Origin of the sequence: Nesterenkonia ebinurensis (genome assembly GCF_008711175.1) — a bacterium.
Taxonomy (GTDB): domain Bacteria; phylum Actinomycetota; class Actinomycetes; order Actinomycetales; family Micrococcaceae; genus Nesterenkonia; species Nesterenkonia ebinurensis.
Map to the genome: position 1 here is coordinate 64060 of NZ_VWNF01000002.1, position 25684 is coordinate 89743.

The following is a 25684-nucleotide window of genomic DNA, read 5'->3' on the forward strand; positions in this document are numbered from 1 at the left end:
CGGCGAGCAATGGGCTATGGTGTAATTGGCAACACGACGGTTTCTGGTACCGTTATTCTAGGTTCGAGTCCTAGTAGCCCAGCGGTTCGGCTTGCGGATCGAACTGATGGCCTGATAGGCTATCCAAGCTCTCGGAGACGGGAGCATTACTTATGAGACGCAAGTCTTGCAACTGAATATGGCCCCATCGTATAGCGGCCTAGTACGCCGCCCTCTCACGGCGGTAACGCGGGTTCGAATCCCGCTGGGGTCACAAAGTCAAAATTTAGACACAAATAAAACATGCAAAACCCCAGGTCAGCGCCAGATCTGGGGTTTTCGTGTATCTGGCGAAGAGCGCCGAATGGCTGGTTATTTGGCTGGTTCCGTTGTGACGCTACTCTGCTGACAAAAAACGCCGCTCAGGACCAGCCATTCGAAGTCACTGGCTCCTTGATTAGGTGTAGATGGTTGTCTTTCCATGTGTGTCGGAGCCACCGGTCATGGGAAGCGACGATGACCGCGCCGGGGTATTTGGGGATGGCTGCTTCCAGCTGAGTTGCCAGCATGAGGGAGTAGTGGTTGGTTGGTTCATCGAGTAGCAGAATTTCCGGGGGATCAGCAAGTAGTACGGCGAGTTCAAGACGTCGTTGTTGTCCTGTGCTGAGCTGTTCGACAGGACGCTGGTAGTCCCTGGGGTGAATGAGACCGAAAGTAGACAGTGGCACTTCATCCATCCTGTGTTCTCCCACGAGGTCTTCATAGGCTTGCTGGACCGTTCGTTCTGCCCCGCGTCCCCTCGGGTCGGGTAGATGGACCTCTTGGCGAAGCATCCCTACTCGGACACTGCTGTCCATCTGGGCATTCCCGGCAGTAGGCTCCAGGTCACCTATGAGCACAGAGAGCAGAGTGGATTTTCCTGAGCCGTTAGCTCCCGTGACAAGGAGCTTCTCAGTAGCTGCGAGGGTAAAGGAGACAGGAGCCAGGCGATCCTCTACTCTCACCTCAGAGACTGAGAAGAGGGGACTCTGAGTGCCGCGTTGATGCTGGTTCTCAGAGGCAGCAACAGCCAGCCCCTGGAACCTCAATTCATGGGGTGGTTTCCGAATCTGTGTTTCTTCGAGTTCCTTCAGGCGTGCTCGGGCGTCGTTGACACGGCGGCTTACGGTCTTGGCGTTCCTATCGGCGTAGAACTTCGCCGCCATACGAACCTCAGAGCGCGGTCTCCAATCGTCATGTCCAACGGTCTGGTTCTCACGCACAGAGGCACGAAGACGTTTCAGCTCTGCCTGCTCATCCCGGTACTGCTGTTTCCAACGTTGCCTGGCGTCTAGTCGAGCATTGAGGTAATCAGTGTAGGTGCCGCTGAATCTGGTGACGCTGATCCCTGTGCCATCACCATTCTGCAGAAGAGGTGCAGAAACTTCATGAGGGATGGGAGAAGGGTCGAGGTCGACCAATGACGTGACAGATTCGTCCAGGAAGGCTCTATCGTGGCTGGCGAGCAACACTGGTCCCCGCCATGGCGAAAGCAACGTCCCCAGGTAGGAGGTCGCCTCGTCGTCCAAATGATTCGTAGGTTCGTCTAAGAGGAGCACATCCGGGGAATTCAACAGCACCCAGGCCAAGGAAAGCCGTGCACGTTGCCCACCGGAGAGCTGACCAGTGAGCTGATTTAGAGGGATCTCCGCTAGCCCGAGACCTGAGAGCATTTGAGAGATCCGGGAGTCAATGGACCATGCGTCCATCTGCTCTGCGTATTCGAGGGCTTTTGTGTAATCCTCAGCACGTTTCTGGTCATTGGGATGCTCTGCCAAGCGCTGTGCTGCCTGGTCTACTGCTGCAGCAGCACGCCGGGTAGGGGACACAGCCTGTTCGATGGCTTCTGAGACAGTAGCCGCAGGGGAGAAAGGCGGTTCTTGATGCAGAAGACCTATACGAGGGGACTGAACACCAGGGATGCTGAGGCGAACTTCTCCGCCGTCTGGATCGATGAGTCCTGCGATGATGCGCAGCAGAGTGCTTTTACCGGAACCGTTCTCACCGATGAGACCAACGAGCTCTCCACCGGTGACTGAGAACGAGATATCAGTCAGCACCCGGTGGTTGCCGAATGAATGGGAGACTCTGGAAACTTTGAGGTGCGAGGAAGTGTGAGAAGAAGAGGGGGTAGACATGCGAGACCTTCGAAGTGATGTTGCTTCCCACCGGGCGCATAGCGCCTCCAGGCGTGGGAACTGACGAAGATCACTTGTCGGTCATAGCAGCAAGGTTAGCAGAGTGACGTTCAGAGCCGACTTGCGGAAGAAGTCCTCCCCTCATTGTTGACTTGTTGTCATGCCTACCGCAGGCAGTCTCGCAATCCAGCGGTGATGGTGACAGACGCCAGAGCTTCTTTAACCTTTGGGCCAGGAGAAGCTTTGATGCTTCTTCCGTTCTCCCAGGATCCAACGCAGTGTCGTTCGGCAGACTGTTTCTTTGGTCCATGCTCCGAGCCGCCCGTTGAGGGTCAGGGAGCGGGGCTGGTCGTTGCTGTGGACGAACTGGATGAGGCCGCTCTTGCGTCCGAGGCTGAGGCATTGGACGAGATAGCCGTGCGAATGAGGACGAGGGTCTTCGCCGTTGAGAGTGGCAAGGATAGTGTCAGCGGCGTGACCACCCATCGGCATTGCGGAGGCACAGCTTTGTCGATGATGTCGGTAACTCGCAGACGGCCATCGGCCTCCACATCGAGTCCACTTTCTTTCGCTAACCGGGGGACCGTGAAGCCCGTGCACCAAATGACGAGGTCGGCCTCGTGAGGAGAGGATGCGTCCGCCGAGGCTATTTCCTCTTCATGGATGTCCGCTGAAAGGGACTCCAGTACTTTTCTGGCGCGGGTTTGTGACTTCACAGGAAGCGTGACGGCCAGCGTCCCGTGAGTGCGGAGGGAGACATCCAGGTGGGGATGATGCTCGGCAATTTCTGCTGCTATTTCGACAGCGGTGAAGCCTCCTCCGATGACTATGACTCGGCTTCCCGGTTCAAGGCTTTGGAGGGCGTGCTGAAGTCACTGCGGAATCTGGCAAGCGACTGGACTCGTGCAGCGTCGAGGTCTTGGGTGAACCTCGTGCCGCGCCCCTTGCGCAGCGCCATCGCGCTTCCGCCCTTGATTGCCCCTTCGGGGAGCATCTGATCCACGACGACCAGTGCCATACCGACACGACGCCGCAGGGCCAGCCCGTCACTGCCCCCAAATTGCGAATCCACTGCTCCAGGGAGCGCACATTCGTCGGCGTACCTGTGTAACTCACGAGCGAAGACCTTTCCTCACCCGCTGCCACTCGGTCGTGGTCAACAACCCTTCGCCACGCGCCTGTTTGGCCGCGTCCAGTAGACGCTCGGTCTCGATGCGACCGCGACACTCAAGGATGGCATCGGCGACCGGCTGCGTCGCCAGTCCTTCGTAGACCGTCATGCGTGCCTCATCTATTACCTGAGTCAGCTCGACGAACGGCGGCAGTTTGGGGCGAGCGCGGCGGCGGACGGCTACCTTGACCTGCCGAGGGTTCACGTTAGCGAGACCGAACAAAGCGAGCACCGACTCGCCGTGCAGGTACGCTGCCTCGCCTGCCCGCAGGAGCGCCTCGGCGAACTGATCATAGGCGGTCGGGGGATGTCTGGCACACGGTAGAGCCCGTGTTGTGACAGGCTCACTCAACTACCGATGCTGTACTACACCGAGTTGAGAACGCTGTGGGGGAGCAAGGCAATTGCGTCTTGATCGGCGGTCTTCTTTGGTTTCTAGCCTATTTCAGGGCGGCGTGTCGGCGGTTCGTGTCACCCGCGCCTACAGATGGTAATGCTGGATCCAGTTCTTGGTGCTTATGAGAGTTCGTTGACCGAGTTGAGTGAGATGAGGTCTTGGAACGGCAGGGCGGTGACCGTCTCCGACAGGCGGTATCTGCGGTTTCCAGGGTAGATGACCCACAGGTTTTCGAGGGTGAGGTCGGTCGTTGCGGAACGCATTGACGGAGTCAGTCTCGGTGCGTCCGTTCGTTTCACCTCGAAGCCGAGGCGGCGATGCCCGTCCAGAAGCAGGTCCAGCTCCGCTCCGTCTTTGGTCCGCCAGAAGTAGGGGCGTTCGCCTGCGGCACGACGAAGGACCTCCTCAATGACATACCCCTCCCAGGAGTTGCCCACGGCAGGGTGGCCGAGGAGAGTCGTGCGGGAGACGACGTTCCCCCAGAGGGCATGTAGCAGTCCGGTGTCTCGATAGTAGGTCTTCGGGGTCCTCACCAGTCGCTTCCCCTGGTTGCTGTGCCACGGCGGGAGTGAGCGTATCAGCAGTGCATCTTGTAACCCTCCGAGGTACTTGCGAACGGTCGACTCTCCGATGTCGAGATTGCTGGCAATCGTGGAGGCATTGACCGGACCGCCGTGTTGGTGCGCGACAAGCCCCAGGAATCGTTCCAGGGTGGAGGACGGCAGCGAGAACCCGAACTCGGCCAGGTCTCTGTTCGCCAGCGTTCGCAGATAGGAACGACGCCACGCGAGTGAGTCATCGTTGTTCTCTGCCAACAGCGAGCGAGGGTACCCGCCTCTCAGCCAGACCGTATCAGCGTCGGCGGTATCCGCTGGCCCCAAGCCGGGAAGTTCAATGCTCTCCACGCGACCGGCCAGCGACTCGGACGACTGACGTAGAGCCATGGGGGAGGCACTGCCGAGCACCAGGAAGGTCGCAGGCGTCCCTGCGCGGTCGGCGAGTACGCGGAGCACAGGGAAGAGTTCGGGGTGTCGCTGGACCTCGTCGATGACCACGGTTCCGGTGAGGTCGCCGAGGGCGAGCATCGGCTGTTCGAGCCGGGCGAGGTCGGTGGGATCCTCAAGGTCAAAGTAGTTCTCCGACTGCGGTGGCACGATCGTGCGAGCGAGTGTGGTCTTCCCGACCTGCCTGGCACCCACGAGAAGCACCACGGGAGCCCGTCGAAGCGCCCGGTGGAGCGCAGCCTCAGCGTCAGGTCGGTCTATCATGCCTCTACTATACCCGGCAAATCCGCACGCTGCATGCTGATTTGCCGGGTACTAGTCTGACCATTTGGGTGGCGCGGCGCCACTACATGGAGCTGAGGACGCTCTTCAGCCAGTAGCTTCATCACGATCTAGTGGTGTCAAACACGACACGTGGTATGGTCCTGCTCTGGAGTTCAAGCGCTCTGGCCCGGCGTGTACTGATGGGTCATCGCGAGGGCGCGGTTATACAAGCTGTTCTTCAGGTCGTTGGGGGTGAGCACTTCCACCAGGTTCCCGAGTCTCCAGAGTGCCCATTCAGCGTGTAAATGGTCATGGAAAGTGAGTTCTACGCGCAGCCACTTATCGGGTTCGAGTTCCTCTGAGTGGATCTCTAGGGCGGTTTCGGTGAGTTCTGACCGGTGGTCCGGGTGTACTCGGACGGTGACACGGGCGTTTGTTTGACGGTTATGGCGGAACTGGTTGATGTGTTGTTGCCAGAGGTCTTCTAGGTCCACGTCTTCGGTGCGTTCAGTTGGCTGGGGGAGTGCTTCTGCCTGACTGATGCGGGAGAGCCGGTAAGTACGCTCATTGCCGTCCCTGGTGGCGAGTAGATAGCCAGTCTCACGGACAGTTACCAGCCCGATGGGGTTCACGGTTCGCCACCTTGGAGATTCGTTCTTAGCTGCGTAGAAGATCCGTAGCTGGTGTTCTGCTAGGACAGCGCGGGTGATCTCAGAGCTGATCTTGTTCGGTACCTCTTCTGGTGCGATGGGACGAGCTAGGAGGTCAGTGGCAGGGTCGATAAGGAACCGCTGACTTACTTGTGTTGCTGTGCTCTGATGCTGGGTGGGCAGGGCGTCGATGACTTTGAGCATCGCAGAAGCAAGAGCTGGCCCCAGTCCCAGTGTCTGAACTCCAGGCCGTGATCCTGCGACCAGCAAGGCAACGGCTTCCTCATGGTTGAGCCCGGTGAGGTCGGTCTGGAAATTCGGCAGTAGGGCAAAGCCGCCGTGTCGCCCCCGTTCTGCGTAAACAGGGACTCCGGCTGAGGAGAGTGCTTCGATATCGCGTTGGACCGTGCGGGTAGAGACCTCTAGTTCTTCGGCCAACTCAGATGCTGAGAGTCGTCCGCGCTGACGCAGGAGTAGCACCAAGGAGACCAGACGATCAGCACGCATGGAAAAACTCTACAGAGATACGTGACAGAGGGTGTCGTGATTCGCTGGCAAGCTCTTACTCGTGACCTGCTCATCAGGGCAGGTGCAGCCACTGATTCGATGAATAGTAAGGAGCACTCTGTGGGATCTCAGCTGAACCCCTACATCATGTACAACGGCAACGCGCGGCAGGCAATGGAGTTCTATCGGGAAGTCTTCGGCGGTGAACTAGAAATGGGGACCGCTGCTGACTTCGGTTCACCAGACCTCGTAGCAGCAGACAAGATCATGCATGCAATGCTCGAGACTCCGCAAGGGTATGTTCTCAATGCCTGGGATGCACCAGAGGGAATGCCTTACCAGGAGGGAAACAACGTAGCCATCTACATCGGTGGCAGTGACACTGAGTTGCGCACTTACTTTGAGAAACTCTCCGCTGGTGGCACCGTGACCATGCCCCTGGAAACTCAGGCATGGGGAGACGAAGCAGGCTCGCTTATTGACCAGTTCGGCATTAACTGGATGTTCAACATCACCGCACGTTAGAGCAGAAACCTTTGCCGGAACCGGCAGAGGATGATGCATCGCTCTGGCTCTTCTGATCCCCAGGAAGGGCCAGAGCGAGTTCTCCGTGTGCGAACTTCGATGTCACATGTGCAATGGCTGGTTCTGGATGAAAACCAGCCATTCGGTCTGCTGCAGACAGGTGCTTCTGGATTTGACGGTGACGTGTGAAGTGAGTTAGCTGGCCCAGCTGAAACCAAATAGCGTCTCCCGGCGAGTGGATCGCGGGTCTTCAGTGATGGAGCTCAGTGCGATTTGGGTGTTGAGAGTGGCTGGTTTCTGTGCTCGAAACTGCAAAGCCCTTTGTCAGAGCAATCCGGCAGGGGGTGTAGTCGTCCCCACTGTGTCGGAGTCATCGCGGGTTATTGGGTGGAGATGGTGTTGTTGGATCAGATGCAGTCGGAGAGTGCTTCTGCGATGAGTCGTGCAGCCTCTGGAAATTCGCCAGGCCGAGGTCCGGAGTAGTTCAGTCGTAGATAGGATCCTGGCGGTTCGGCGGGAAACCACTCGTCCCCAGGGGCGACGATGACCCCGTGTATCTCGCATCGGCGGACAAATTCCTCGAGATCCTCGAGGTCTGGCAATCGAACCCAGAGGTTCAGTCCACCAGTGGGAATGGCATCGATGTTAGCTTCTGGGAGGTGCTCATGAAGCGATGACGCCAGGAGATCACGACGGTCACACAGTTGCGTCCTGAGCCCCCGCAGATGGGTGCGCCAAGTGGGTTGACTAACAACGTCCAGCGCAATGCTCTGCAGAGAGGCACTGACGTACATAGATTCGGCTTGGCTGACTCTTAGCATTCTGTCCCGAGCAGGTCCACGAACAATTACGGCGGCTACCCTCACTGACGGGGAGACGCTCTTGGTCAAGGAACGAACGTAGACCACGTGTCCGTCGCGGTCGAAGGCTGCTGCAGGTGTTGGCTGGGTGGTAATGCCGAAATCATGCGCCCAGTCGTCCTCGATGAGAAAAGCTCCGTGACGGCGAATGACCTCCATGATGGAATGAGTACGAGTGAGGCTCCACTGAGCTCCAGTGGGGTTTGCGTAATTTGGTTGTGCATAGAAAGCTCGGGCACCTGTCTGCTCAAAGGCGGCATCCAACTCGTCAGGATCTGGGCCGTGGGCATCACTGGGAAGCGGGATTAGAGACGTGTTGGTGTGAGCAGCAGCGAGTATGGCACCCCAATATGTCGGAGACTCCGTCAGAAGTGGTCTCTCTGGTCCCACCAAGGCGCGGAAAATCATGCTCAGTCCGCTCTGGCTCCCTGGAACGATGATCACGTTGCTGGCAGTAGGTGGAACACCATCAGTGGGAACATGCTCCGCCAGTTCGTTGGCGAACCATGCTTGAAGTTCTGGTAACCCTGCAGAAGGAGAACGTGTTGTAGAGGTCTCGGAGCGGCCTGCCCGACTGAAAGCTGTACGCACCAGCTGCGTAGGTAGGAGTTCTGGAGCCGGATATCCAGAGTGAAGAGAGATCACATCGTTGCCAGGGGCCTTCAACGCCGTGGAGAAGCTGGGAAGCCGACTCTGGGAGAAACTCAATGCTCCGGTTTGCCAACGGTAGTCATTGGCTGGCGCACCTCGATGACTCCGGGAGCTGAGAACGAATGTGCCTACACCGGGGCGGCTTTCAACGATGCCCTGTGCTGCCAGAAGACTCATCGCCTTTTGGACAGTTACTGGACTGGCCCCGTACTGCTTCACCAGGGCTCGGTTGCTGGGCAGTTTGGTCCCAGGATGCGACCCATTTACCAGCTCTTGGAGCTTCTCTCGAATACGCTCAGTGCTATCCTGGGTCATGAAAACTAAGAATAACGTTACCGTCAATACGTCTCAACCGTTACTGTACACCTCAATGAAGTCGGGGCTCTGGTGGGGGTTGCTCGGAGTCGCAGCCTTCTCGTTCACTGTCCCCTTGACTCGTGTAGCCGTTGACGGTGATGGGCTCGGTCCCCTCTTTACTGGTGCTGGACGTGCTGTGGTGGCTGCGCTCTTAGCCGGAGCAGCCCTGTTGTTCACCCGGCAGAGGCTGCCGCAGGGTCGCCAATGGGTCCGGATCGCCATCGTTGCTGGCGGCATTGTGATCGGCTTCCCTCTGTTCACTTCGTTCGCTCTGACTTCATCCACTGCGAATCATGGAGCAGTAGTCATTGCGTTGTTGCCTGCGGCTACTGCTGTGGTGGCAGTTGCACGCACAAGAGAAAGACCTCCACGACTCTTCTGGATGCTGACCGCCTTCGGAGCCATCGCAGCAGTGATCTTTACCGGAGTTCACGGAGACGGCATCGGGAACTTCCACTGGTCGGATGCTCTGCTCTTCGGTGCAGTGCTTACAGCAGCTTTCGGCTACGCCGAAGGAGGATTGCTCTCCCGCGAGTTGGGAGCCTGGCAGACCGTCTCATGGGCACTAGTGCTCTCAGCACCATTGATGGCAGCTCTGACCGCCTACAGCGTGTATCAGGAAACACCTTCGGCTGAGCCGTCGCAGTGGGCCTCTTTTCTCTACCTGTGTGTGATCAGCATGTTCCTGGGGTTCTTCGCTTGGTACCGAGGGCTGGCCATTGGTCCGATGGCGCAAGTCAGCCAGATCCAACTCACTCAACCCGTCATGAGCATCTGCTGGGCAACCATCATTCTGGGAGAACCCCTGACAACTATGACCATCATGGGAGGACTGGCAGTGATCCTCTGCGCAGCCTCAGCCGTACACGTACGCATCAAGAACACCACGCCAAGCTCCCCAAACGAGAAGAAGTAGAAAATCGTTCATTGAGCGTCATCGTGCTTCCGGCACTGTGCAAGCATAGGGAACATGCTTCTCAGCGTTGAGACGATCTTGGTCTTCCTCGGGGTCTGTATGATCGCTTACATCACTCCGGGACCAGACTGGTTTGTGGTGATGCGCCACTCCGCCTCGACACGGCGCAGTGGTTTCGTCTCTGCTCTGGGAGTCCAGGCTGGGTTGTCAGTGCACATGGTTGCTGCAGCTGTAGGTGTGACAGCTGTGGTTCTTGCCAGCGCTACTGCGTTTTCCATCCTCAAGTACGCAGGTGCTGCCTATCTGATCTTTCTGGGGGCTCAGAGCCTGTGGCGGTCCCGAAAAACTGCTCAGCAGGTGCGGGAGTACTTCGATGAAGAAGAACCACGCGAGAGTACCGGTGACGTGTTCTGGAAGTCCTTCACCGCGAACGTACTGAACCCGCAGGCTGCCATGTTCTTCGTCGCAGTGCTGCCGCAGTTCATCTCACCAGGTCAGAATGTCGTTGCTCAGATCCTGCTGCTGGGAGTGCTCGACATTCTGCTCGGTGTGGTGTGGTGGATCGGGTTCGTCTACGGGGTGGTTATGTTCAAGAAGATGCTTGGTCATGCACGCTTCCGCACGCTGATTGACCGGATCTCTGGAAGCCTGCTCATCGTCTTCGGAGCTGTTCTGATGTTCCTGGACCCACCAGAGTCCTCAACCCAGCGCCAGCGACTTCGTGGACCTGTCTACGTCTAGATTCAGGGGAGAGGGTCACTTCTTTGGGGTATATAAGGTTCTCCGGGTGCGAACTTCGGCGTCATCATCTACCGAGAGGGGGCTCCGTGGATGCGATTGCTCTCCAGCGCAGACAGTATTACCAGCCGCAGTTGGGTCCATGCGGCTTTCAGGGAAGTTCTCAATGCGCAGTCCAGAGGTTCCTCGATCAGAGTTAAGCATGTTCTTCGCATCCGCCCCGGTCCGATAGAAGGAGTTTTCTATGGCAAGTCAGACGTTACTTCGGTCTAAGCTGCCCCTGGTGGCAGCGCCTATGGCTGGTGGGCCAACCAGCTTGGCCCTGGTCGAAACCGTTTCCGAAGCCGGAGCATTCCCTTTCCTGGCTGGGGGATATAAAACGCCAGAGGCGCTGGGCGAACAGGTAGAGGCCGCAAGAGGCCTCGGTGTGGACTTCGGGGTGAACCTTTTTGTGCCCGAGGGCTGCCCTGTGGACCGAGAAGCCTTCAACGCCTACGCCGCCGAGCTACAGCCAGAAGCCGAGGCCTACGGGGTCACACTCAATCTTGAGCCCGTCATCGATGAAGACCACTGGCAGCAGAAGCTGGACCTGCTCACCGAGCGCCCCGTGCCGGTGGTCTCACTGACCTTCGGCCTCCCCGGCCAGGAAGAGGTGGCACGTCTCCAGGGGGTCGGGACCACCGTGCTGATCAGCGTCACCACTGTTGAAGAGGCCAGAGCTGCACAGGTGGTTGGAGCTAATGGTCTGGTGGTCCAGGGGCCTCGGGCCGGTGGCCACAGCGCCACCCATGACCCCACACGAATACCTGAGATAGCCGACACTGCCGCTGTGGTGAAGCTGGTTGCCCAAGCAGTGCCGCTGCCTGTTATCGGCGCCGGAGGTATCGACGGGCCGGAATCAGTCTGCCGCATCTTGGACGCTGGGGCGGAGGCTGCAGCCCTCGGAACGCTACTGCTGCGCACCGATGAAGCAGGAACATCTGCCACCCATCGGGCTGCTCTGGGAGACCCCTTGTTTTCTGAGACGATGCTGACCTGTGCCTTCACCGGGAGGCCAGCACGGGCGCTGCGCAATGGGTTCATCGACCGGCACCAGGCCACAGCACCTGTGGCCTACCCTGCGGTCCACCACCTCACCAAGACGCTGCGCCAGGCGGCAGGCAAGGCCGGTGACGCCGACCGACTACACTTGTGGGCAGGAACCGGCTATCGAAACGCCCCGACCGGCTCCGCCGCCTCGGTCATCGACTGGCTGGCAGAAAGCCTGTGAGCATCGTCGCTGCTTCACGGCCTCCGGCGTCTCGACTCCGGGCTGGTGTCACCAACGCCCAGTCCTCATACACCTAGGCAGCGAAGTGGCCGACGACTGAGTCCCCCAGGGCGCCGATGCCTGAACCGCTCTGTTTTGTGGAGAGTTTGGTGTGTCTTGGGACAGGTAAAAACACATCACGACCCTATCTAGGGTGAGTGCTGTGTTGTTCAAAGAGACGTTGTGGATACTGTGGAGCAATGCATATGGGTGAGCTTTCTGCGTCTCTTGAGTCGATTTCCTCTCGTTATGCCGAGTTGTACAGCATCGAGCGCAGCAGCGAGTGGTTCATGTTGAAGCTTCAAGAAGAGGTGGGGGAGCTTGTCCAGGCGTTCATCGACCTGCATGGGATGGGTCGTGATCGTGGTGCTACTGAGGCGGAGAAGAAACAAGCATTCCAGGATGAACTCGCTGATGTGCTGGGGCAGTTGCTTTTGCTCGCCCGTCACCATGAAGTCGATCTGGATGCTGCCGTTGAGAAAAAATGGCTGAAATGGTCGTAAGTCGTCTGTCGGACTCAGGCGCGGGACTGATCCCGTACCGAAGTCAACACCCTCAATACGGTGTGATCTGTGGTGAGATCTGTGGATGTTCGAACCCGCAAGCAGCCTTCTCACGTCGAAGTGCAGCCAACTGAGTCGAAGATGCAAGGTCCTCCACAGGCGGCCTCACGAGTGACAGATGTAACAGTGGCTCATGAAGCCAACCGAATTGGTGGATACTGAGCTTATGGAATGGAGCCTGTATCTCAGTTTTGTGGCGATCGCGGTTGCCGTGGCGCTGACCCCCGGATCGGACACCGCGGTGGTGCTCAAGAATTCGCTGATGGGCGGGCGGCGCGGAGGGCTTGCTACCGCAATGGGCGTGTTCCTGGCTGGAAGCACGCAGGCCGTGCTTGCCGCAGTGGGACTCGGGATCATCGTGGCGCAGTCGCAGACCGCGCTGCAGGTCATCCGTTGGGTCGGAGCAGCGTATCTGGCATGGCTGGCCTTCCAATCGTTGCGCTCGGCGTGGAAAGGCCAGTATGCGCGGCCTGCACTGCCGTCGGCTGCGGTGAGGCGGCGTGGGTTCCTCCAGGGCTATCTGACGAATCTCACCAATCCCCAGGTGCTGATGTTTTTCCTCGCGCTCTTCCCGCAGTTCATGACTCCGGGGATGAGCTTCTGGGCGCTTGCGCTGCTGACGATGACACTGCCTGTCCTGGGCACGGTGCCTCTGCTGATCATTGCGACGTTGGTGGATAGGGCAGCCACCTGGTGGCAGCGCCGTTCCGTCCGCCGCGTGCTCGATGCCGCTACCGGAGCGGTACTGGGGTTCCTCAGCATCCGGGTCGCCGCCGATGCTTTCCGCGAGGCGGCCTAGCTGATGTGCTGGGGCTGAAAGCTCAGTCCCAGGTGCCTGTCCAGTCGTAGAGTTCGCCGGTGGTCCGGTACTCCCTCAAGGACGCGATCTTGCCGTCCTGAATTTCTGCGATGGTTGCGCCTTCGAAAGAGCGACGTCGATCTTGCCAGGTGAAGTCGAAGACCCACTCTGTTGCTTCGCGTCCGTTGGTTGCGAAGGACGAGATGATGTCCCAGGAATGGACTACTCCACCGTTGCAGAGCCAGGTTTCTGCCCATTGCAGGACACGCTCTCGACCGCGATAGACGGGACCATAACACTCAATGACGACACCATCTTCGGTAAGGAGGTCAGCAATTCGCTCGGGGCTTCCTGCAATCCAAGCGTCCATGTACTTGGGAAGGACCATTGCTGGAAGGTGTGGTGAATCCATGTCATTGAGACTAACGTGCACCTCTATCTCCTGAGAGTAGCTCTGGTGGCAACCCTCTACTGCGATCAGGTGTTGACGGTCCTGTCTGCTACAGGAAGGTCTTCAGCAAGAGAGCTACCTTCTACTTTGTGCTGCCTGCTCGGCTCTTCGAGGGTTTGTGCCAGATAAGGGAGTACCTCCACAGCGGCAGTTGTTTCCACTCTGCTCCTGGAAGCACTTTCTGCGTAGCCGTCTTGACCTCAGAGTAGGTGTGGGCAGGTGGATAGCTGGTCGGGGCAGTGTGCTCCCAATAGCCCCGCCGCCGTGACAACCATTGATGCTGCACTGCTCCCAATAGATGAACTGTCTTCTCTCGGAGGCTTGTGGCTTGGGCCATCCCGATGACCGCTATATATCCGTCTGGAGATGTGAGTTCGACTAGACGGTGCAAAGAGTCCTCCAGGTCGGGCAGGTGGTGCAGGGTAGAGACCGAGGTTACGAGGTCGAAAGTGCGATCAAAGCTGTATGTCATGAAGTCTCCCTGGATCCACTGAACATCGCTGCATTCAGTGCGAGCCGACTCTAGGACATCTTGATCTATGTCGATTCCCACAACGTCTGGAACCTTCTTGGTGAGATCTGCGGCGAGCAGACCATTGCCTGTGCCCACATCGAGGGCTGAGTGTGCATGTGGGGGTACGACATCGAGAAGCAGGGGATGGTAGTGGATGTTGTGGTTCCACCGGCACTTAGTGGTCACCTTCGGAAGCCGCCTTCTGAATTGTTGGTGGATTCTGAACCGATAGTCAATCAGGTTTTGGCGACGAAGGTGCTGGACTTGGCTGGGAAATGACTATAGAGCAATGCATCGACACCTTTGTCGGGTCTTCTCTCGAGGGTGTTAACGCGGGAGCTGACCCCTGATTGCTCGCACCTGCTAGTCTCAATAAGTAGGCTCTCGCCGTGCGGCAGATGGGTCTCGTGTGGGAGTTCGGCTCCCGGGTGGGTGGGCATACTCATGGAGGTATGCCATGTTCCGAGCCTACTTACACATTTTGGGCACCCCGCATGTTCGGTCCCGTCTTGCGGCTGTTTTTCTTAGTTCGATGCCGCTGGGGATGCTCTCCCTGGCCATCGTGCTCTGCGTTCAAGGCTGGACTGGAGAATTACGCGCGGCCGGTGTACTCAGTGGCCTCTTCGGAGCCGGTAACGCTGCGGGGCTCAGCATTCAAGGGCCACTCATTGACAGATATGGTGCACACAAAGTTGTCCTGACACTTGGCAGTGCCTGCACTCTGACTCTGTTTGGCTTTGTCGCATTAGGAGCTCTTGACGCTCCGTTGTGGAGCACAGCAGCAGTGGTTACAGCAGCTGGAGTCTCAGTCCCCGCGATCACTACGGCAGTCAGGTCTTGGCTCCCAGAAGTGTTCTCGGAGGATACTGTTCGCGCAACGTCCTATGCTCTGCTATCCGCATTGTTCCGAGGAGCCGTGACCATAGGTCCACTGCTGGTATCAGCTTCGATGCTTCTGTATGGAGCCGAGATTGCTGTGATGCTCGCTGCTGGTCTGATCCTTGTCGCTACCGGCATATTTTCGTTCCTTGGGCGGAGAGGGATTCAGAGGGAAGCTGCTCCGATGACAGGAGAGCCGCGTCCCAGATTCTCTCTTTCTCCGGGGTTGTGGACTCTTCTCGTCTCCGCTGGGCTGCTTGGGTTCGCTGTCGGAGTGACCGCTGTTGCCATTCCAGGAGTCATGACCTCAGCTGGTGTCGCTGCTATGGCCGGAGTGGCGTTCGGCGCTCTTGCCTTCGGTGAGATGCTTGCTGCCCTGGGGTTCGGTGCACGCACGTGGCGTGGACAGAGGCCTACTCAGCTGCTGGTTTCGCAGTCTATGGTTGTGATCATCGCAGTGCTCATTTTTGTGATCGCAGCACAGCCTTGGTTTCTGGTCCTCGTGATGTTCATAGCAGGAGCAATGCGAGCACCTGTGTCGATTCTGCAGTCGTCCTTACTGGATGAGGTGATGCCGAAGGGTCACCTAGCCCGGAGCTACTCTGCATTAGTGGCAGTGACACTTATATCGCACTCTGTCGGGAGCGCATCGGCAGGACTGCTAGCCGATCACATCGGTGCACATGCCGTGCTGTTGGTCCCGGTCTTAGCTCTGGCACTGGGAAGCATCTGGATCGCAGCGAGGTACAGCACGCTTCGAGCCTGAGACTCTCGCTGTATCAGTCCTTGGGCTGTGAGTCGGAAGACTAGGCGGCTGGGATGTTCTGATTCGGCGATGAGTTTTTCGCCATGGGGATACGGTTAAGGGCATGTTTGCAGTAGATGTGAGTCGTTTTCCCTGAGTTTCAGCGTTGCGACTAGATATGGCACTGGATACTGACTAGTCAGTGATTGATGTATAGTCAGTGTGTGCTGACTATTGCTTCTCGTCTTGATGTCATGAACCGTTTAGGCCGTGCGATGGCTGATCCCACTCGCTCTCGGATTCTGCTGTCCTTGCTTGAGTCACCGGGGTACCCTGCGCGTTTGGCTCGAGAGCTGGGCCTGAGCCGTACCAATGTATCGAATCATCTTGCGTGTTTGAGGGACTGCGGGATCGTGGTCGCTGAACCAGAGGGGCGCCAGACAAGGTATGAGATCGCCGATGCGCATCTGGCTCAGGCGCTCAACGTCCTGGTTGAAACCACTTTGGCTGTCGATGAGGCCGCAGCTTGTGTCGACCCCTCCTGCCCAGTTCCGGGTTGCTGCGAAGACCAGGACTCTCCGGCGTGAGTCGGAGTGAAGCCTCTGCTTCTGAGGTCTCTGCTGGGCGAAGAGCTCGGCTTCACCGACGAGTGCGGTTCATCGTCGCTTTCACGATTTCCTATAACGTCATTGAAGCGATTGTTGCTATCGGAGCAGGGGCTGCGGCAGGTTCAGCCGCACTGATCGGTTTCGGACTGGACTCAGTGATTGAAGTTCTCTCAGCTGTAGCAGTGGCATGGCAATTTACCCGTAAGGATCCTGAGAAGTGGGAGAAGCCCACCGTCCGTGTCATTGGGGTCGCTTTCTTCCTCTTGGCGGCCTACGTGACGTTCGAGGCTATCCTGACGCTGACTGGCGTGGAGGAAGTGGATCACAGCCCCATCGGGATCGGGATCGCTGCTTTAAGCCTGATCGTCATGCCGGTTCTTGCATGGTTTGAGTTCAGGACCGGAGAGGAACTCGGCTCTGCCAGTGTTAAAGCTGATGCCAAGCAGCTGCTGCTATGTGTTTACCTCTCCGGTGCTGTGCTCCTTGGGCTGCTGCTGAACAGTCTGCTGGGCTGGATGTGGGCGGATTCTATTGCCGCACTGGTGATCGCTGCTCTTGCTGTTCGTGAGGGCATAGAAGCCTGGAGTGGCGACCTCGAGTCTCCGACTGAAGTTCTTCACGATCTGAACGAGACCACCGAAAGGTAAGAACGACATGAATCTCAAGCAGGTGCACATTCCCCCAGCCGTGGTGCTCGCTGCGGCAGGAGGTGCTCAACTCCTTGTTCCGAAGAAGCCGGTTCGCCTGTTCAGGGGAGTCGGTGCAGCGATCATGGGTGTTGCTTCCGCTGGGATGCTGGGAGCATCTATCTCTCGGTTTCGCCAGCATGAAACCACTGTCAACCCGGTGAACCCGGAGCAGGCTTCTGCGCTGGTGACAGACGGTCCCAATGCGATCAGCAGGAATCCAATGTATTTGGGGATGACCGGACTGCTCTGTGCACATGCTCTCTGGCGCGGAACATGGAGATCAGTCTTCCCCGCAGCACTGTTCTATGGGTGGATAGACCGTGTACAGATACCACCAGAGGAGAACGCCCTGGAGGAACACTTCGGTCAGTCATACCGGGACTATCGGTCTGGTGTTCCAAGGTGGATTGGGGTAGTGAAATCCTCATGACTTCGGCTGGCCATGGAAGCGCAGCGCACCCCAGCTCTGTTCTCGCTGATGGCTTGTGGCCATGTCTACTGCAGGCAAAAGGAAGCCGCCCTAGGCAGCTGTAGGCTCGGACTATGGTTGCGGTTCATGTTGTCGGTGGTGGTGTTGCGGGACTGACGATCGCTTCTCTTCTCCCTTCTGATTGGGGTGTGCATCTCTACGAACCACGGTGGGATGAACGCAGAGTTCCCACACTCTTCGGTATCTACCCGGATGGTCAGGCTGTGCTTGACCAGGTAGGTGTGCTCTCCGATCTCACCGAGGAGTCGATTCCAGTGGGGGAGGGACGAATCTTCTCCGGTGACGGGACGCTGTTGACCTCGATGAAGTTGGCTGAGGTGCGGATGGTCCCCCACACCACTCTTATCGACCTGCTCCAGAGGCATCTTCCCTCACATGTCACCGTGCACCGGGAGGAAGTTTCAGGTCCTACAGCGCTGCAGGCAGGTGCAGAGACCATCGTTGTCGGTGCAGATGGTGTGCACAGTGAGGTCCGGAAGAGCTATTGGGGCTCTTCTGCCCATGCGCGAAAGCTCAATGTCACCGTCGTCCGTGGAGTTACTGAGACTGGTCCAAGACTGGAGGGGCTTGATGGGTATTGGGCAGCCGGTGGACTGTTCGGCATGACGCCGAGACCTGGAGGCGGAATTAATTGGTTCGCCACAGTTCCTCAAGAACACTTTGAGACCAGGCAGGTTGCTCTTGAGACGCTGAGCCGCAGATGGAGTGAGGCACCTGAGGCCCTGCATGAAGTTCTAAGGCATGCTGATCCGGCGCTAACATTGGTCAACGAACTTTGGGAAGCGCGGTTCACCCGAAAGCTCCATCGTGAGCATGCGGTGTTGGTCGGGGATGCTGCCCATGCGATGGCCCCGAACGTCGCTCGTGGTGCCAACGAAGCTTTGCTGGATGCTCAAGAACTGGCGGAGGCGTTGGCAAAGTATCCACCAGGGAAGGCATTTCAGGTCTACCAACGGAAGCGTCACCTGCGCACTCAGGGAATGAAAATAGTCTCCCGTATGGTGCACCGCATGTCCTCGACCCGGCGAGAGGGGTTCAGGAACCGTGTATTGACACTTCTTCCGTGAGACAGGTCTATGGCAGCCGAAAGCCTCCAAGAAGCAGCCCAGCGTCGTACCAGCAGAGCCTATTCCACCTGGTTCCTGATAGGTGGCCATTTATCGCGTTGGTGTGAAAGTCGCTCGCTGCCAGTTGGGGGCGTACTAGTGAGGCATGGCCGAGCAGGAGCTTTTGAGAGGGTCCAGCAGCTGGACAACGCGCAGAAGCGAGAGCTGGCTTATGCTCTGTTTGATGAGGTGAACGGCGACAAGGTCGTCACCTCGTATGAGGCCGCTGTTATCGATGAGCGGTTGGCGGATCTGGAAGCCAACCCCGACGATGAAATGTCTTCGGAAGAGTTCTGGAAGCGCATTCATAGCAAACTCAGATAAGCTACACTGTCCCGCCCCGAGCATTGATAAGCTGAGGGGCACGTGAGATCGACGGCCAGTGGCACCACCCCCTGCATCGAGGATTGATACCCCATGCCGGATCTGATCCGAAAAGACGTCACTGAATCACCAAAGGGGCCTCAACGGTTCCGGTGGTACCTGCCCGCTTTGGTATGGATGGTGTCATCCACCGGTTCGGGGACAGTGCTGTTCACTCCTCGTGTGGGTTCCCAGTACGGCTACGAGATGCTCTGGACAGCGCTGATCGCGATCACCTTCATGTGGGTGCTGATCAACGAAGTCGGCCGCTACACCGTGGTCACCGGGCGGAGCATCCTCACCGGCTATCACGACGTTCCCGGCCCCAGTAAATGGCCGGTCTGGCTGGTGCTGGTCCCGGGGCTGGCTGCTGGAGTCTCGGTCATCGCCGGGGTCGCCGCGCTGGCCGGCAGCGCGGCCATGGTGGTGCTGCCGGGGAGCCACCTCGTCTACGGCACCATCATCCTGATCGGCTCAGCAGTGCTGGTGCTGGTAGGGCGCTACGGGGGTGTGGAGAAGGTCACCGCACTGGTGGGGGGTGTCCTGATGGCGGGCATCGTGACCACCGCGATTGTGGTGGGGCCCAATCTGGAAGAAGTCGGAGCTGGGCTGATTCCCCGTGTGCCCTCCGATATGGACTGGCAGTTCTTCATGCCGTGGCTGGGGTTCATCCTCGCCGGCTCCGGCGGCATCCTCTGGTTCTCCTACTGGATTGCCGCCCGTGGCTTCGGTGGCTCCGACCTTGATGCCGAGGGGAAAGATGAGTTCACCGAGACGTGGGATCCAGAGACAGAAGCAGAACGCGACGACGATCGCCTCGGCAGACTGCGGTCCTGGACGCGCATGATGAGCCAGACGGCGTTGATCGGCGTGGTCACCGGCGGCGTTGTGCTCATCTCGTTCCTGGTGCTGGGCGCAGAGTTACTGCGGCCGGAGGGGATCATGCCTGAGGGCAGTGATGTCGCAGAAGACCTTGCCCTTCTCCTCTCCGATGTGTGGGGCGCTCCTGGGTTCTGGTTCTTGATCGTCTGCGTCATCTTGGCACTGTGGGGGACCGTGCTCTCCAATCAGGATGGATGGCCGCGCACCTTTGCGGATGCGCTCCTGCTGCTCCAGAGGAAAGCCTCCGACCACGAGTCCGGACTGCGCGCGAAGTTCCGTCACCGCACCTTCCTGTACCGAGGAGCCGTCATCATCGCGGTCACTGCCGCCCCGCTGGCCGTGCTGTGGGTGGTGCAGGACCCTGTCGACATCCTGGGGATCGGCGGGATCGTCACCGCCGTTCACACCCCGGTGTTCGTGGCGCTGACTCTTTACATCAATCACAAACACCTACCGAAGAAGCTCGCACCGGGGAAGGTGGTCACCACCATGATGGTGCTGGCCGGAGTGTTCTACACCGGCTTCGCTCTCCTGTTCTTCGCCGACCTGGCGGGGATCCCAGTCCTCACCTGAACATCCAGAATGAGGAGCCCAGTCTCAACGCTGATCTGCACCAGCCATCCGAGTCATCGATCTGGCCCACTTCGCTGCCATGTCCGCTGCACTTTCCGGACCCGTTCTCACCGATCAGTCCGACCAATTCGTCGCCTGTGACAGTGAAAGAGATATCAGTGAGGACACGATGGTCTCCGAACGAGTGGGAGATCCCAGAGATGCGCAGATGAGAAGCAGCGACGTGTGCTCCGCACTGAAGTCCATGAAGTGCAGTACGGGCGCTGAGCTGGTTACCTCTTCTTAGCAGTTGCTCCCCGCGCCCTGGAAATCGATACGCAAGTAGTGGCAGGATAGAGGCACACTCACCACATCTGGGAGATTCAACGATGAAAGCTCTTCAGTACGTTACGGTCGGACAGCCTCCTGAAGTACGCGAGGTGCCCACACCTGAACCTGGGCCTGGGGAAGTGCGGTTGAGGATCACAGCCGCCGGGGCCTGCCACTCGGACAGCTTCGTCATGAGCCTGAGTGAGGACCAGTATTCCGCCTTCGGGTACCCATTGCCGATGACGCTCGGTCACGAAGGCGTCGGAGTGGTTGATGCGCTCGGTGAAGGGGCCAAGGGGATTGAACTCGGGGAGGCCGTCGCGGTCTATGGCCCTCAGGGCTGCGGAAGATGCCACGCCTGCGCACAGGGCGTCGAGAACTACTGTCCGCACGCTGCCAGTCGCGGGATTCACCCACCAGGGCTCGGCACGGACGGGGCGATGGCGGAATACATGATCGTGAGTGATCCGCGTCTTCTCATTCCCCTCGGTGATCTCGATCCGGTGGAGAGCGTGGCACTGACCGACGCCGGCCTGACTCCCTACCACTCCATCGTCGGATCCTTGGACCTCTTGGTCCCGGGAAGCACAGCGGTGGTCATCGGCGTCGGCGGACTCGGTCATATGGCTATCCAACTCCTGAGAACGCTGACCTCCGCAACGGTGATCGCCCTGGACATCAGCGAAAGCAAACTGGACTTTGCCCGCGAAGTCGGAGCGCATCACGCTTTCCTCTCGGACGACAACGCTGCTCAACGCATAGCCGAGGCAGTAGGACCAGAGCCAGTCACCGCCGTCTTCGACTTCGTGACCAACGAACCTGTCCTGAAGATCGCTTTATCGCTCAGCGGCCCCCGCACCGACCTGGTGCTGATAGGAGCTGGCTCAGTAGACACCGCAGTCGGCCTCTTGGGGCAGCCATTCGGCTCAAGGGTCCGCGCCCCCTACTGGGGCTCACGGCCTGAACTGATGGAAGTCCTAGAGCTCGCCCGCACAGGGCAGATCAGCGTCGACACTGAGCATTTCACGCTGGACCAAGCCCCAGAGGCCTACAGAAAACTGCATGCGGGAGAACTGCGCGGCAGGGCCGTGATCGTTCCATAGTTCTCGCCAGCGCAGTCCCAGCGTGCTTGACAGTCAGATACGGAAAGATACGGAAGGAAGCATCATATGGCGGCGAGAATAGTGATCAACGGTTTCGGCCGAGTCGGACGCAGCGTTCTCCGGGTGATCCAAGACCAAGGGCAGGATCTCGAGCTGGTGGCGATCAACGATCTCGCCAGTCCCGAGCAACTGCTAAACCTCACCAAGTACGACTCTGTGCTGGGGCGCTTCCCGGCCGAGATATCACTGGAAGACGACTACTTGGTTGTCGGTGATCGCCGCATCAGGCTGCTCGCCGAGAAGGACCCGGCGACTCTGCCCTGGGATGAGCTGGGCGTGGATATCGTTCTGGAGTGCACCGGCTTCTTCCGGACCAAGGAAACCGCAGGAAAGCACCTGGAGGCCGGGGCCAAGAAAGTCATCGTCTCAGCACCAGGAAAGGGCATGGACGCCACTCTGGTTCTTGGCATCAACGATTCCGTATATGACCCGGCCAGCCATTCCGTGGTGTCCAATGCCTCCTGCACCACCAACTGTTTGGCGCCGTTGGTGAAAGTGCTGGATGAGCAGTTCGGCATCGTCGAGGGCTTGATGACCACCATCCATGCCTATACCGGGGACCAGCGACTCCATGATGCTCCGCACAAGGATGCTCGCCGAGCGCGAGCTGCAGCAGTGAACATCGTGCCAACCTCCACCGGCGCGGCCAAAGGCATAGGTTCTGTCATCCCCGAGATAGCCGGCAAGCTTGACGGGTTTGCCCTACGGGTGCCGACGATCACTGGTTCTGCCACTGACCTCACGGTCACAGTGTCCAAGGAGGGGGTGAGTGCAGAAGACGTCAATGAGGCATTTGCGCAGGCCGCTGAGGGACCGCTGGCCGGAGTGCTGGCCTACAGCACCGATCCGATTGTCTCCACTGATATCATCGGTGACCCTCATGCCGTGATCTTCGACGCCCCGCTGACCAAGGTCATCGGCAACACCGTCAAAATCCTCGGCTGGTACGACAACGAATACGGATACAGCTCACGTCTGGTGGAGACAGCTGTCTACATCGGCAATCAGCTGTAGATGAGCCTGCTGGCTTTCAGTGGTTCTTGTAGGACACCTCATAGCTGAGCCGGGCGAACTGTCCGATCTGCTTGACTGAGGTGAGAGTTAGCCGGTCGGATTCGACTCGACGGGGGAGCAGCTGCGCCCCTGAGCCGAGCGCCACCGGGGCTATCGTGAAAACAAGCCGGTCTAGCGCCTGGGAATCCATGAACTGCCCAGCGAGGTCACCACCGCCAACCACCCAGATATCGCCACCAGCGGCTGCCTCCCTCAGCTGTGGCAGCGCATCGGAGATCTTTCCATTGAGGAAGCCGACGGTGCTGCCATCAGGAGTGGGGAGACGGCGAGAGGTGAAGACGAAGACCGGAGTCTTTCCGAACGCCTTGGCCCATTCGTCAGGTGCATCGATGGCGTTGAGCTGGTTCAGAACCCACTCATACGTAGTGGACCCCATCACTTGGATCGAAGCCTGGGGAGGCGCTAGCTCGGGGTCGGGCTCGGTCCCGCCGGGAACAGTAAATAGCCAGTCCAGCGAATTGTTCTCATCAGCGATGTATCCGTCGAAGCTTGTGGCAGTTTCATAGATGACCCGGCTCATGGCGCGAGCCTAGTCCATGCCTAGGACATTCACGACGCATCAGCGACCATCTCGGCTTTGAAACCTGCGGAGTTCTCAAGCCAGCCAGCATAGTGAGCCTCTCCGCCGGCGTGCGGATAACGCTCCTGGTAGAGCGGGGACCACCCATGTGCGGGCGCATCCGTCATGAGAGCATCGAGCTCGGCGGGTGCCCCTGCTTTGAATGCGAGATGGTTCACCCCTGGGCGTCGACGATCATGGACAGTCGCTGTCAGATTCGGCGATGTAGTGAGGGTGAGATACGCACCGCCAGCAGACCAGGACTGCCCGCCTGGCCACTCGGTATCAAGGACGAAGCCCAACCGTGACAGAAGCCAGCCCCACTCAGCGCGTGCTTCATCGAAATCCGCGACCCACAACTCGATATGATGAAACCCTGCCATGTCACAAGTTTGCCAGTTCAGCGCTGCCGAGAATCAGCAGACACGCTCTCGGACACGGCAGCTATAGCCTCGATCTCAACGAGCTGATCGTCGTACCCGAGTACCGTGACTCCCATCAAGGTGCTAGGTGTACTGACCGTAGACATTAGTTGACACAGAACTACGGAAATGCCAGAGGACACGCCATGGAGGTTGCCGGGGTGTGCTCCGGGATGCGTCTCGGACGACCTCCCAGGCCGCTACCAAGTGCCTCTGCTCCGATGAAGCGAGCCTGGTGAGCTTGACGTTATTCGACAAGTTGCTTGAGCAACCCGGCTGGGAAGAGCGGAACTTCGCCACGCCGGAGCGAATCGAGGGAAACCCACAGAGCCGTTGAGTCGGGCTCGTCGAGGATCGAACGGGTCTCTCCGAGCGGCATGTTTGCCAAGGCAGCGGATCCAACAGCGAAGACGTGGACGATTTCATGGCCCGTAGCGCCCTCATAATCGAAGATATTCTCTGCGACATCCAGAAGCTCTACGTCATCGAGTTCCACTCCGAGCTCTTCCTGAAACTCGCGGCGCACCGCGTCGGCGGCGAGCTCGCCGAACTCAATGCCGCCGCCAAGGGCGCGGTAAAAATGCTGTCCCTTGACCGAGTCGTAGCCCGTCTGCACGAGAACGTGTCCATCCTTGGCGGGCAGCGCGACAGCAATATTCCGGATAGAAGGCATGATGAGAGCTTACCGGCTGAGATGTTCCGGTCATGGGGCTGCAGCCGTAGCTGGGGAAGACGCTCGCCGAGTGAACGCGCCTCTCGTTCCACCCACAAGGATGAGGGATCGAGCCGGAGTTCACAGGACCTCCCGAGTCCACGTGCTGTTGTTCGCGGTGTAGACGATCCTAGTGTGACGGCGGTCCGGAGAACCTTGCCAGAACTCGACCCGCGCCGGCTGGACGTAGAACAGAGTCCAGTCGTCCTCAACCACGTCGGACTGGGCCTGGGGACTCCTCGAACGGAGATCGGCAATGTTCTCCTCCCTGCTGGCCACACGGACCTCTCCCCGGACTCGCACCGCTCGGGCGACGGGCTGCCACCAGAAGTTCAGGGCTGCGGCCGGTTGCGCATCGAGTTGTGAAGCCTTCCTGCTGGATCCCGTGCTGGCGAATGCCCAGCCCGATTCGTTGAGGTCCTTGAGAATCAGCGTCCGGGCATCGGGAACACCTTCCGAGTCCACGGTGGACAGAGTCATCGCATGAGGTTCTGCTACGCCAACGGAGAGAGCCTCTGCAAACCACATCAGAAACAAGGTGGTCGGATCATCGGGCAGGGCGCTCGTATTGAGCGGTGGTGCAGTGCCGGTGAGCGAGGGGACTGCCCGGAGCATCGAACGAATGCTGTCTGCCATGCCACCCATCTTCGCATCCCTCTGCTGAGGCCCACGGGCCGATGTCTCTGGGCTTGCCATGGTCTGCTGCTAGTCCAGTCGCCGTACGAGAGCTAGCGGCGATGCCTTAAAGCCGAGGTTCTCGTAAAGGTTCAGGGCGGCGTCGTTGGCGCTGACGGTCAGGTGGCTGGCACCTCTTTGCTGCGCCTCTTGGACCAGGAGACTGACCAACTCAGCCCCCAGCCCACGTGTTCGATAGTCGGGCTTCACGTAGACCGACTGAATGTCCCCGGACCAGCGGTGAAGGCTGTCGATATCCGGGGTGCGCGGATAGAGCACCAGCCATGCCATTCCCACCAGGTCGTTCCCGGTGTCTGCCACCGCACAGACCGCTGTCCCTTGAGGGATCAGCCACTGGGCGAGCTCTGCTTTCAGAGCGGAGAGGGCATCTTCCGAAGCGGGCGCTGGCAGCTGAGACCACTCCACCTTGAGGTGTGTGAGCGCATCGAGGTCTGCTTCTGAAGCAAACCTCACAGCAGTGGACATCAAGAGATCTCCTCCACCAGGTCCGAGGCTCCTTGCGCTGCAGTGTGAGAATGCTCGTCATTCACCCCTCCAGCATGTCATTATGACGGCTGGTTCCCAACGGCGCCCCATTATGAA

At 58.8% G+C, this 25684-nt stretch carries 29 protein-coding genes, 2 tRNA genes and 1 pseudogene; 17 read left to right on the top strand and 15 right to left on the bottom strand.

The annotated features are described in order from the left end of the window. Positions 1–10: 10 nt before the first annotated feature. Positions 11–82 (top strand) — tRNA-Gln (locus F0311_RS01040). 98 nt (positions 83–180) lie between these two features. Further along, positions 181–253, top strand: a tRNA-Glu gene (locus F0311_RS01045). Positions 254–401: 148 nt separating this feature from the next. On the opposite strand, the gene F0311_RS01050 is transcribed toward F0311_RS01045, so the two are convergent. The 6 genes from F0311_RS01050 to F0311_RS01075 all read right to left on the bottom strand — a co-directional run bounded on the left by F0311_RS01050 (position 402) and on the right by F0311_RS01075 (position 6149). Further along, complete coding sequence (locus F0311_RS01050; RefSeq protein ID WP_150460113.1) at positions 402–2156, bottom strand: ABC-F family ATP-binding cassette domain-containing protein; 1755 nt, start codon at positions 2154–2156, stop codon at positions 402–404. A 332-nt stretch (positions 2157–2488) separates the two neighbouring features. Continuing rightward, positions 2489–2986 (bottom strand): NAD(P)/FAD-dependent oxidoreductase, encoded by a 498-nt coding sequence (locus tag F0311_RS18880; RefSeq protein ID WP_150460152.1) that lies wholly within the window; start codon positions 2984–2986, stop codon positions 2489–2491. Continuing rightward, positions 2983–3228 carry a hypothetical protein gene (locus tag F0311_RS01060; protein ID WP_150460114.1) on the bottom strand — a complete coding sequence of 82 codons (246 nt, stop codon included), beginning with the start codon at positions 3226–3228 and terminating at the stop codon, positions 2983–2985. The genes F0311_RS18880 and F0311_RS01060 overlap by 4 nt, the downstream gene beginning before the upstream one ends. 40 nt (positions 3229–3268) lie before the next feature. Then, positions 3269–3679, bottom strand: a complete 411-nt coding sequence (locus F0311_RS01065; RefSeq protein ID WP_191089670.1) for a hypothetical protein — start codon at positions 3677–3679, stop codon at positions 3269–3271. A 164-nt stretch (positions 3680–3843) separates the two neighbouring features. Continuing rightward, entirely contained in the window at positions 3844–4992 is a 1149-nt protein-coding gene (locus F0311_RS01070; protein ID WP_150460115.1) for an ATP-binding protein, read from the bottom strand. 173 nt (positions 4993–5165) lie between these two features. Continuing rightward, positions 5166–6149 (bottom strand): helix-turn-helix transcriptional regulator, encoded by a 984-nt coding sequence (locus F0311_RS01075; protein ID WP_150460116.1) that lies wholly within the window; start codon positions 6147–6149, stop codon positions 5166–5168. A gap of 120 nt (positions 6150–6269) precedes the next feature. Here F0311_RS01075 and F0311_RS01080 point away from each other — a divergent pair, with 120 nt between their 5' ends. Further along, positions 6270–6674 (top strand): VOC family protein, encoded by a 405-nt coding sequence (locus tag F0311_RS01080; protein WP_150460117.1) that lies wholly within the window; start codon positions 6270–6272, stop codon positions 6672–6674. 407 nt (positions 6675–7081) lie between these two features. On the opposite strand, the gene F0311_RS01085 is transcribed toward F0311_RS01080, so the two are convergent. Next, a complete protein-coding gene (locus F0311_RS01085) occupies positions 7082–8500 on the bottom strand; it encodes an aminotransferase-like domain-containing protein (protein WP_150460118.1) in 1419 nt (472 codons plus the stop codon). A 55-nt stretch (positions 8501–8555) separates the two neighbouring features. On the opposite strand from F0311_RS01085, the gene F0311_RS01090 reads away from it, so the two are divergent. From F0311_RS01090 to F0311_RS01110, 5 genes are all read left to right on the top strand, one after another. Next, positions 8556–9458 carry a DMT family transporter gene (locus F0311_RS01090; RefSeq protein WP_223881050.1) on the top strand — a complete coding sequence of 301 codons (903 nt, stop codon included), beginning with the start codon at positions 8556–8558 and terminating at the stop codon, positions 9456–9458. 54 nt (positions 9459–9512) lie between these two features. Then, entirely contained in the window at positions 9513–10199 is a 687-nt protein-coding gene (locus tag F0311_RS01095; protein ID WP_150460120.1) for a LysE family translocator, read from the top strand. A gap of 241 nt (positions 10200–10440) precedes the next feature. Next, positions 10441–11466 (top strand): nitronate monooxygenase, encoded by a 1026-nt coding sequence (locus F0311_RS01100; protein WP_150460121.1) that lies wholly within the window; start codon positions 10441–10443, stop codon positions 11464–11466. Positions 11467–11711: 245 nt separating this feature from the next. After that, on the top strand, positions 11712–12008 hold the full coding sequence (locus F0311_RS01105) for a MazG nucleotide pyrophosphohydrolase domain-containing protein (RefSeq protein ID WP_223881051.1): 297 nt from the start codon (positions 11712–11714) through the stop codon (positions 12006–12008). 226 nt (positions 12009–12234) lie between these two features. Beyond that, positions 12235–12867, top strand: coding sequence for a LysE family translocator (locus F0311_RS01110; protein WP_191089671.1), 633 nt, complete (start codon positions 12235–12237; stop codon positions 12865–12867). 22 nt (positions 12868–12889) lie between these two features. Here F0311_RS01110 and F0311_RS01115 read toward each other — a convergent pair whose 3' ends face one another. Both F0311_RS01115 and F0311_RS01120 read right to left on the bottom strand, forming a co-directional pair. Next, positions 12890–13279 (bottom strand): nuclear transport factor 2 family protein, encoded by a 390-nt coding sequence (locus F0311_RS01115; protein WP_150460124.1) that lies wholly within the window; start codon positions 13277–13279, stop codon positions 12890–12892. 121 nt (positions 13280–13400) lie between these two features. Beyond that, positions 13401–14018: a class I SAM-dependent methyltransferase gene (locus F0311_RS01120; protein ID WP_150460125.1), complete on the bottom strand. Its 618-nt coding sequence runs from the start codon at positions 14016–14018 to the stop codon at positions 13401–13403. A gap of 271 nt (positions 14019–14289) precedes the next feature. On the opposite strand from F0311_RS01120, the gene F0311_RS01125 reads away from it, so the two are divergent. From F0311_RS01125 to gap, 9 genes are all read left to right on the top strand, one after another. Continuing rightward, positions 14290–15477, top strand: coding sequence for an MFS transporter (locus F0311_RS01125; protein WP_150460126.1), 1188 nt, complete (start codon positions 14290–14292; stop codon positions 15475–15477). Between the two features lie 203 nt (positions 15478–15680). Then, the gene (cmtR, locus tag F0311_RS01130) at positions 15681–16043 is read left to right on the top strand and encodes a Cd(II)/Pb(II)-sensing metalloregulatory transcriptional regulator CmtR (protein ID WP_150460127.1); all 363 of its coding nucleotides are present in this window, start codon (positions 15681–15683) and stop codon (positions 16041–16043) included. A gap of 62 nt (positions 16044–16105) precedes the next feature. After that, positions 16106–16711 carry a cation transporter gene (locus F0311_RS01135; RefSeq protein ID WP_150460128.1) on the top strand — a complete coding sequence of 202 codons (606 nt, stop codon included), beginning with the start codon at positions 16106–16108 and terminating at the stop codon, positions 16709–16711. Between the two features lie 7 nt (positions 16712–16718). Then, positions 16719–17183, top strand: coding sequence for a methyltransferase family protein (locus F0311_RS01140; protein ID WP_150460129.1), 465 nt, complete (start codon positions 16719–16721; stop codon positions 17181–17183). 113 nt (positions 17184–17296) lie between these two features. After that, positions 17297–18310, top strand: a complete 1014-nt coding sequence (locus tag F0311_RS01145) for an FAD-dependent monooxygenase (protein WP_150460130.1) — start codon at positions 17297–17299, stop codon at positions 18308–18310. A gap of 9 nt (positions 18311–18319) precedes the next feature. Then, positions 18320–18673: a hypothetical protein gene (locus F0311_RS01150; protein ID WP_150460131.1), complete on the top strand. Its 354-nt coding sequence runs from the start codon at positions 18320–18322 to the stop codon at positions 18671–18673. A 93-nt stretch (positions 18674–18766) separates the two neighbouring features. Then, positions 18767–20167 (top strand): Nramp family divalent metal transporter, encoded by a 1401-nt coding sequence (locus tag F0311_RS01155; protein ID WP_150460132.1) that lies wholly within the window; start codon positions 18767–18769, stop codon positions 20165–20167. 368 nt (positions 20168–20535) lie between these two features. Continuing rightward, positions 20536–21579, top strand: a complete 1044-nt coding sequence (locus F0311_RS01160; protein WP_150460133.1) for an NAD(P)-dependent alcohol dehydrogenase — start codon at positions 20536–20538, stop codon at positions 21577–21579. A gap of 66 nt (positions 21580–21645) precedes the next feature. Then, positions 21646–22653 carry a type I glyceraldehyde-3-phosphate dehydrogenase gene (gene gap / locus F0311_RS01165; protein ID WP_150460134.1) on the top strand — a complete coding sequence of 336 codons (1008 nt, stop codon included), beginning with the start codon at positions 21646–21648 and terminating at the stop codon, positions 22651–22653. Between the two features lie 16 nt (positions 22654–22669). On the opposite strand, the gene F0311_RS01170 is transcribed toward gap, so the two are convergent. The 6 genes and pseudogenes from F0311_RS01170 to F0311_RS01190 all read right to left on the bottom strand — a co-directional run bounded on the left by F0311_RS01170 (position 22670) and on the right by F0311_RS01190 (position 25567). Next, complete coding sequence (locus F0311_RS01170; RefSeq protein ID WP_150460135.1) at positions 22670–23233, bottom strand: dihydrofolate reductase family protein; 564 nt, start codon at positions 23231–23233, stop codon at positions 22670–22672. A 29-nt stretch (positions 23234–23262) separates the two neighbouring features. Further along, the gene (locus F0311_RS01175) at positions 23263–23655 is read right to left on the bottom strand and encodes a VOC family protein (RefSeq protein ID WP_150460136.1); all 393 of its coding nucleotides are present in this window, start codon (positions 23653–23655) and stop codon (positions 23263–23265) included. Positions 23656–23672: 17 nt separating this feature from the next. Further along, a pseudogene (locus F0311_RS18885) lies at positions 23673–23925 on the bottom strand (hypothetical protein); the annotation flags it as partial. A 16-nt stretch (positions 23926–23941) separates the two neighbouring features. Beyond that, positions 23942–24367 (bottom strand): NUDIX hydrolase, encoded by a 426-nt coding sequence (locus F0311_RS01180; protein WP_150460137.1) that lies wholly within the window; start codon positions 24365–24367, stop codon positions 23942–23944. Positions 24368–24487: 120 nt separating this feature from the next. Next, positions 24488–25042 (bottom strand): pyridoxine/pyridoxamine 5'-phosphate oxidase, encoded by a 555-nt coding sequence (locus F0311_RS01185; RefSeq protein ID WP_150460138.1) that lies wholly within the window; start codon positions 25040–25042, stop codon positions 24488–24490. A gap of 69 nt (positions 25043–25111) precedes the next feature. Continuing rightward, positions 25112–25567: a GNAT family N-acetyltransferase gene (locus F0311_RS01190; RefSeq protein WP_150460139.1), complete on the bottom strand. Its 456-nt coding sequence runs from the start codon at positions 25565–25567 to the stop codon at positions 25112–25114. Between the last annotated feature and the right edge of the window lie 117 nt (positions 25568–25684).

Coding starts and splice junctions, on each gene's coding strand:
- F0311_RS01050 (WP_150460113.1), bottom strand. CDS start 2,156: ATGTCTACCCCCTCTTCTTCTCACACTTCCTCGCACCTCAAAGTTTCC.
- F0311_RS01070 (WP_150460115.1), bottom strand. CDS start 4,992: ATGATAGACCGACCTGACGCTGAGGCTGCGCTCCACCGGGCGCTTCGA.
- F0311_RS01075 (WP_150460116.1), bottom strand. CDS start 6,149: ATGCGTGCTGATCGTCTGGTCTCCTTGGTGCTACTCCTGCGTCAGCGC.
- F0311_RS01085 (WP_150460118.1), bottom strand. CDS start 8,500: ATGACCCAGGATAGCACTGAGCGTATTCGAGAGAAGCTCCAAGAGCTG.
- F0311_RS01090 (WP_223881050.1), top strand. CDS start 8,556: ATGAAGTCGGGGCTCTGGTGGGGGTTGCTCGGAGTCGCAGCCTTCTCG.
- F0311_RS01095 (WP_150460120.1), top strand. CDS start 9,513: ATGCTTCTCAGCGTTGAGACGATCTTGGTCTTCCTCGGGGTCTGTATG.
- F0311_RS01100 (WP_150460121.1), top strand. CDS start 10,441: ATGGCAAGTCAGACGTTACTTCGGTCTAAGCTGCCCCTGGTGGCAGCG.
- F0311_RS01105 (WP_223881051.1), top strand. CDS start 11,712: ATGGGTGAGCTTTCTGCGTCTCTTGAGTCGATTTCCTCTCGTTATGCC.
- F0311_RS01110 (WP_191089671.1), top strand. CDS start 12,235: ATGGAATGGAGCCTGTATCTCAGTTTTGTGGCGATCGCGGTTGCCGTG.
- F0311_RS01115 (WP_150460124.1), bottom strand. CDS start 13,279: ATGGATTCACCACACCTTCCAGCAATGGTCCTTCCCAAGTACATGGAC.
- F0311_RS01125 (WP_150460126.1), top strand. CDS start 14,290: ATGTTCCGAGCCTACTTACACATTTTGGGCACCCCGCATGTTCGGTCC.
- F0311_RS01140 (WP_150460129.1), top strand. CDS start 16,719: ATGAATCTCAAGCAGGTGCACATTCCCCCAGCCGTGGTGCTCGCTGCG.
- F0311_RS01145 (WP_150460130.1), top strand. CDS start 17,297: ATGGTTGCGGTTCATGTTGTCGGTGGTGGTGTTGCGGGACTGACGATC.
- F0311_RS01150 (WP_150460131.1), top strand. CDS start 18,320: ATGGCAGCCGAAAGCCTCCAAGAAGCAGCCCAGCGTCGTACCAGCAGA.
- F0311_RS01155 (WP_150460132.1), top strand. CDS start 18,767: ATGCCGGATCTGATCCGAAAAGACGTCACTGAATCACCAAAGGGGCCT.
- F0311_RS01160 (WP_150460133.1), top strand. CDS start 20,536: ATGAAAGCTCTTCAGTACGTTACGGTCGGACAGCCTCCTGAAGTACGC.
- gap (WP_150460134.1), top strand. CDS start 21,646: ATGGCGGCGAGAATAGTGATCAACGGTTTCGGCCGAGTCGGACGCAGC.
- F0311_RS01170 (WP_150460135.1), bottom strand. CDS start 23,233: ATGAGCCGGGTCATCTATGAAACTGCCACAAGCTTCGACGGATACATC.
- F0311_RS01175 (WP_150460136.1), bottom strand. CDS start 23,655: ATGGCAGGGTTTCATCATATCGAGTTGTGGGTCGCGGATTTCGATGAA.
- F0311_RS01180 (WP_150460137.1), bottom strand. CDS start 24,367: ATGCCTTCTATCCGGAATATTGCTGTCGCGCTGCCCGCCAAGGATGGA.
- F0311_RS01185 (WP_150460138.1), bottom strand. CDS start 25,042: ATGGCAGACAGCATTCGTTCGATGCTCCGGGCAGTCCCCTCGCTCACC.
- F0311_RS01190 (WP_150460139.1), bottom strand. CDS start 25,567: ATGTCCACTGCTGTGAGGTTTGCTTCAGAAGCAGACCTCGATGCGCTC.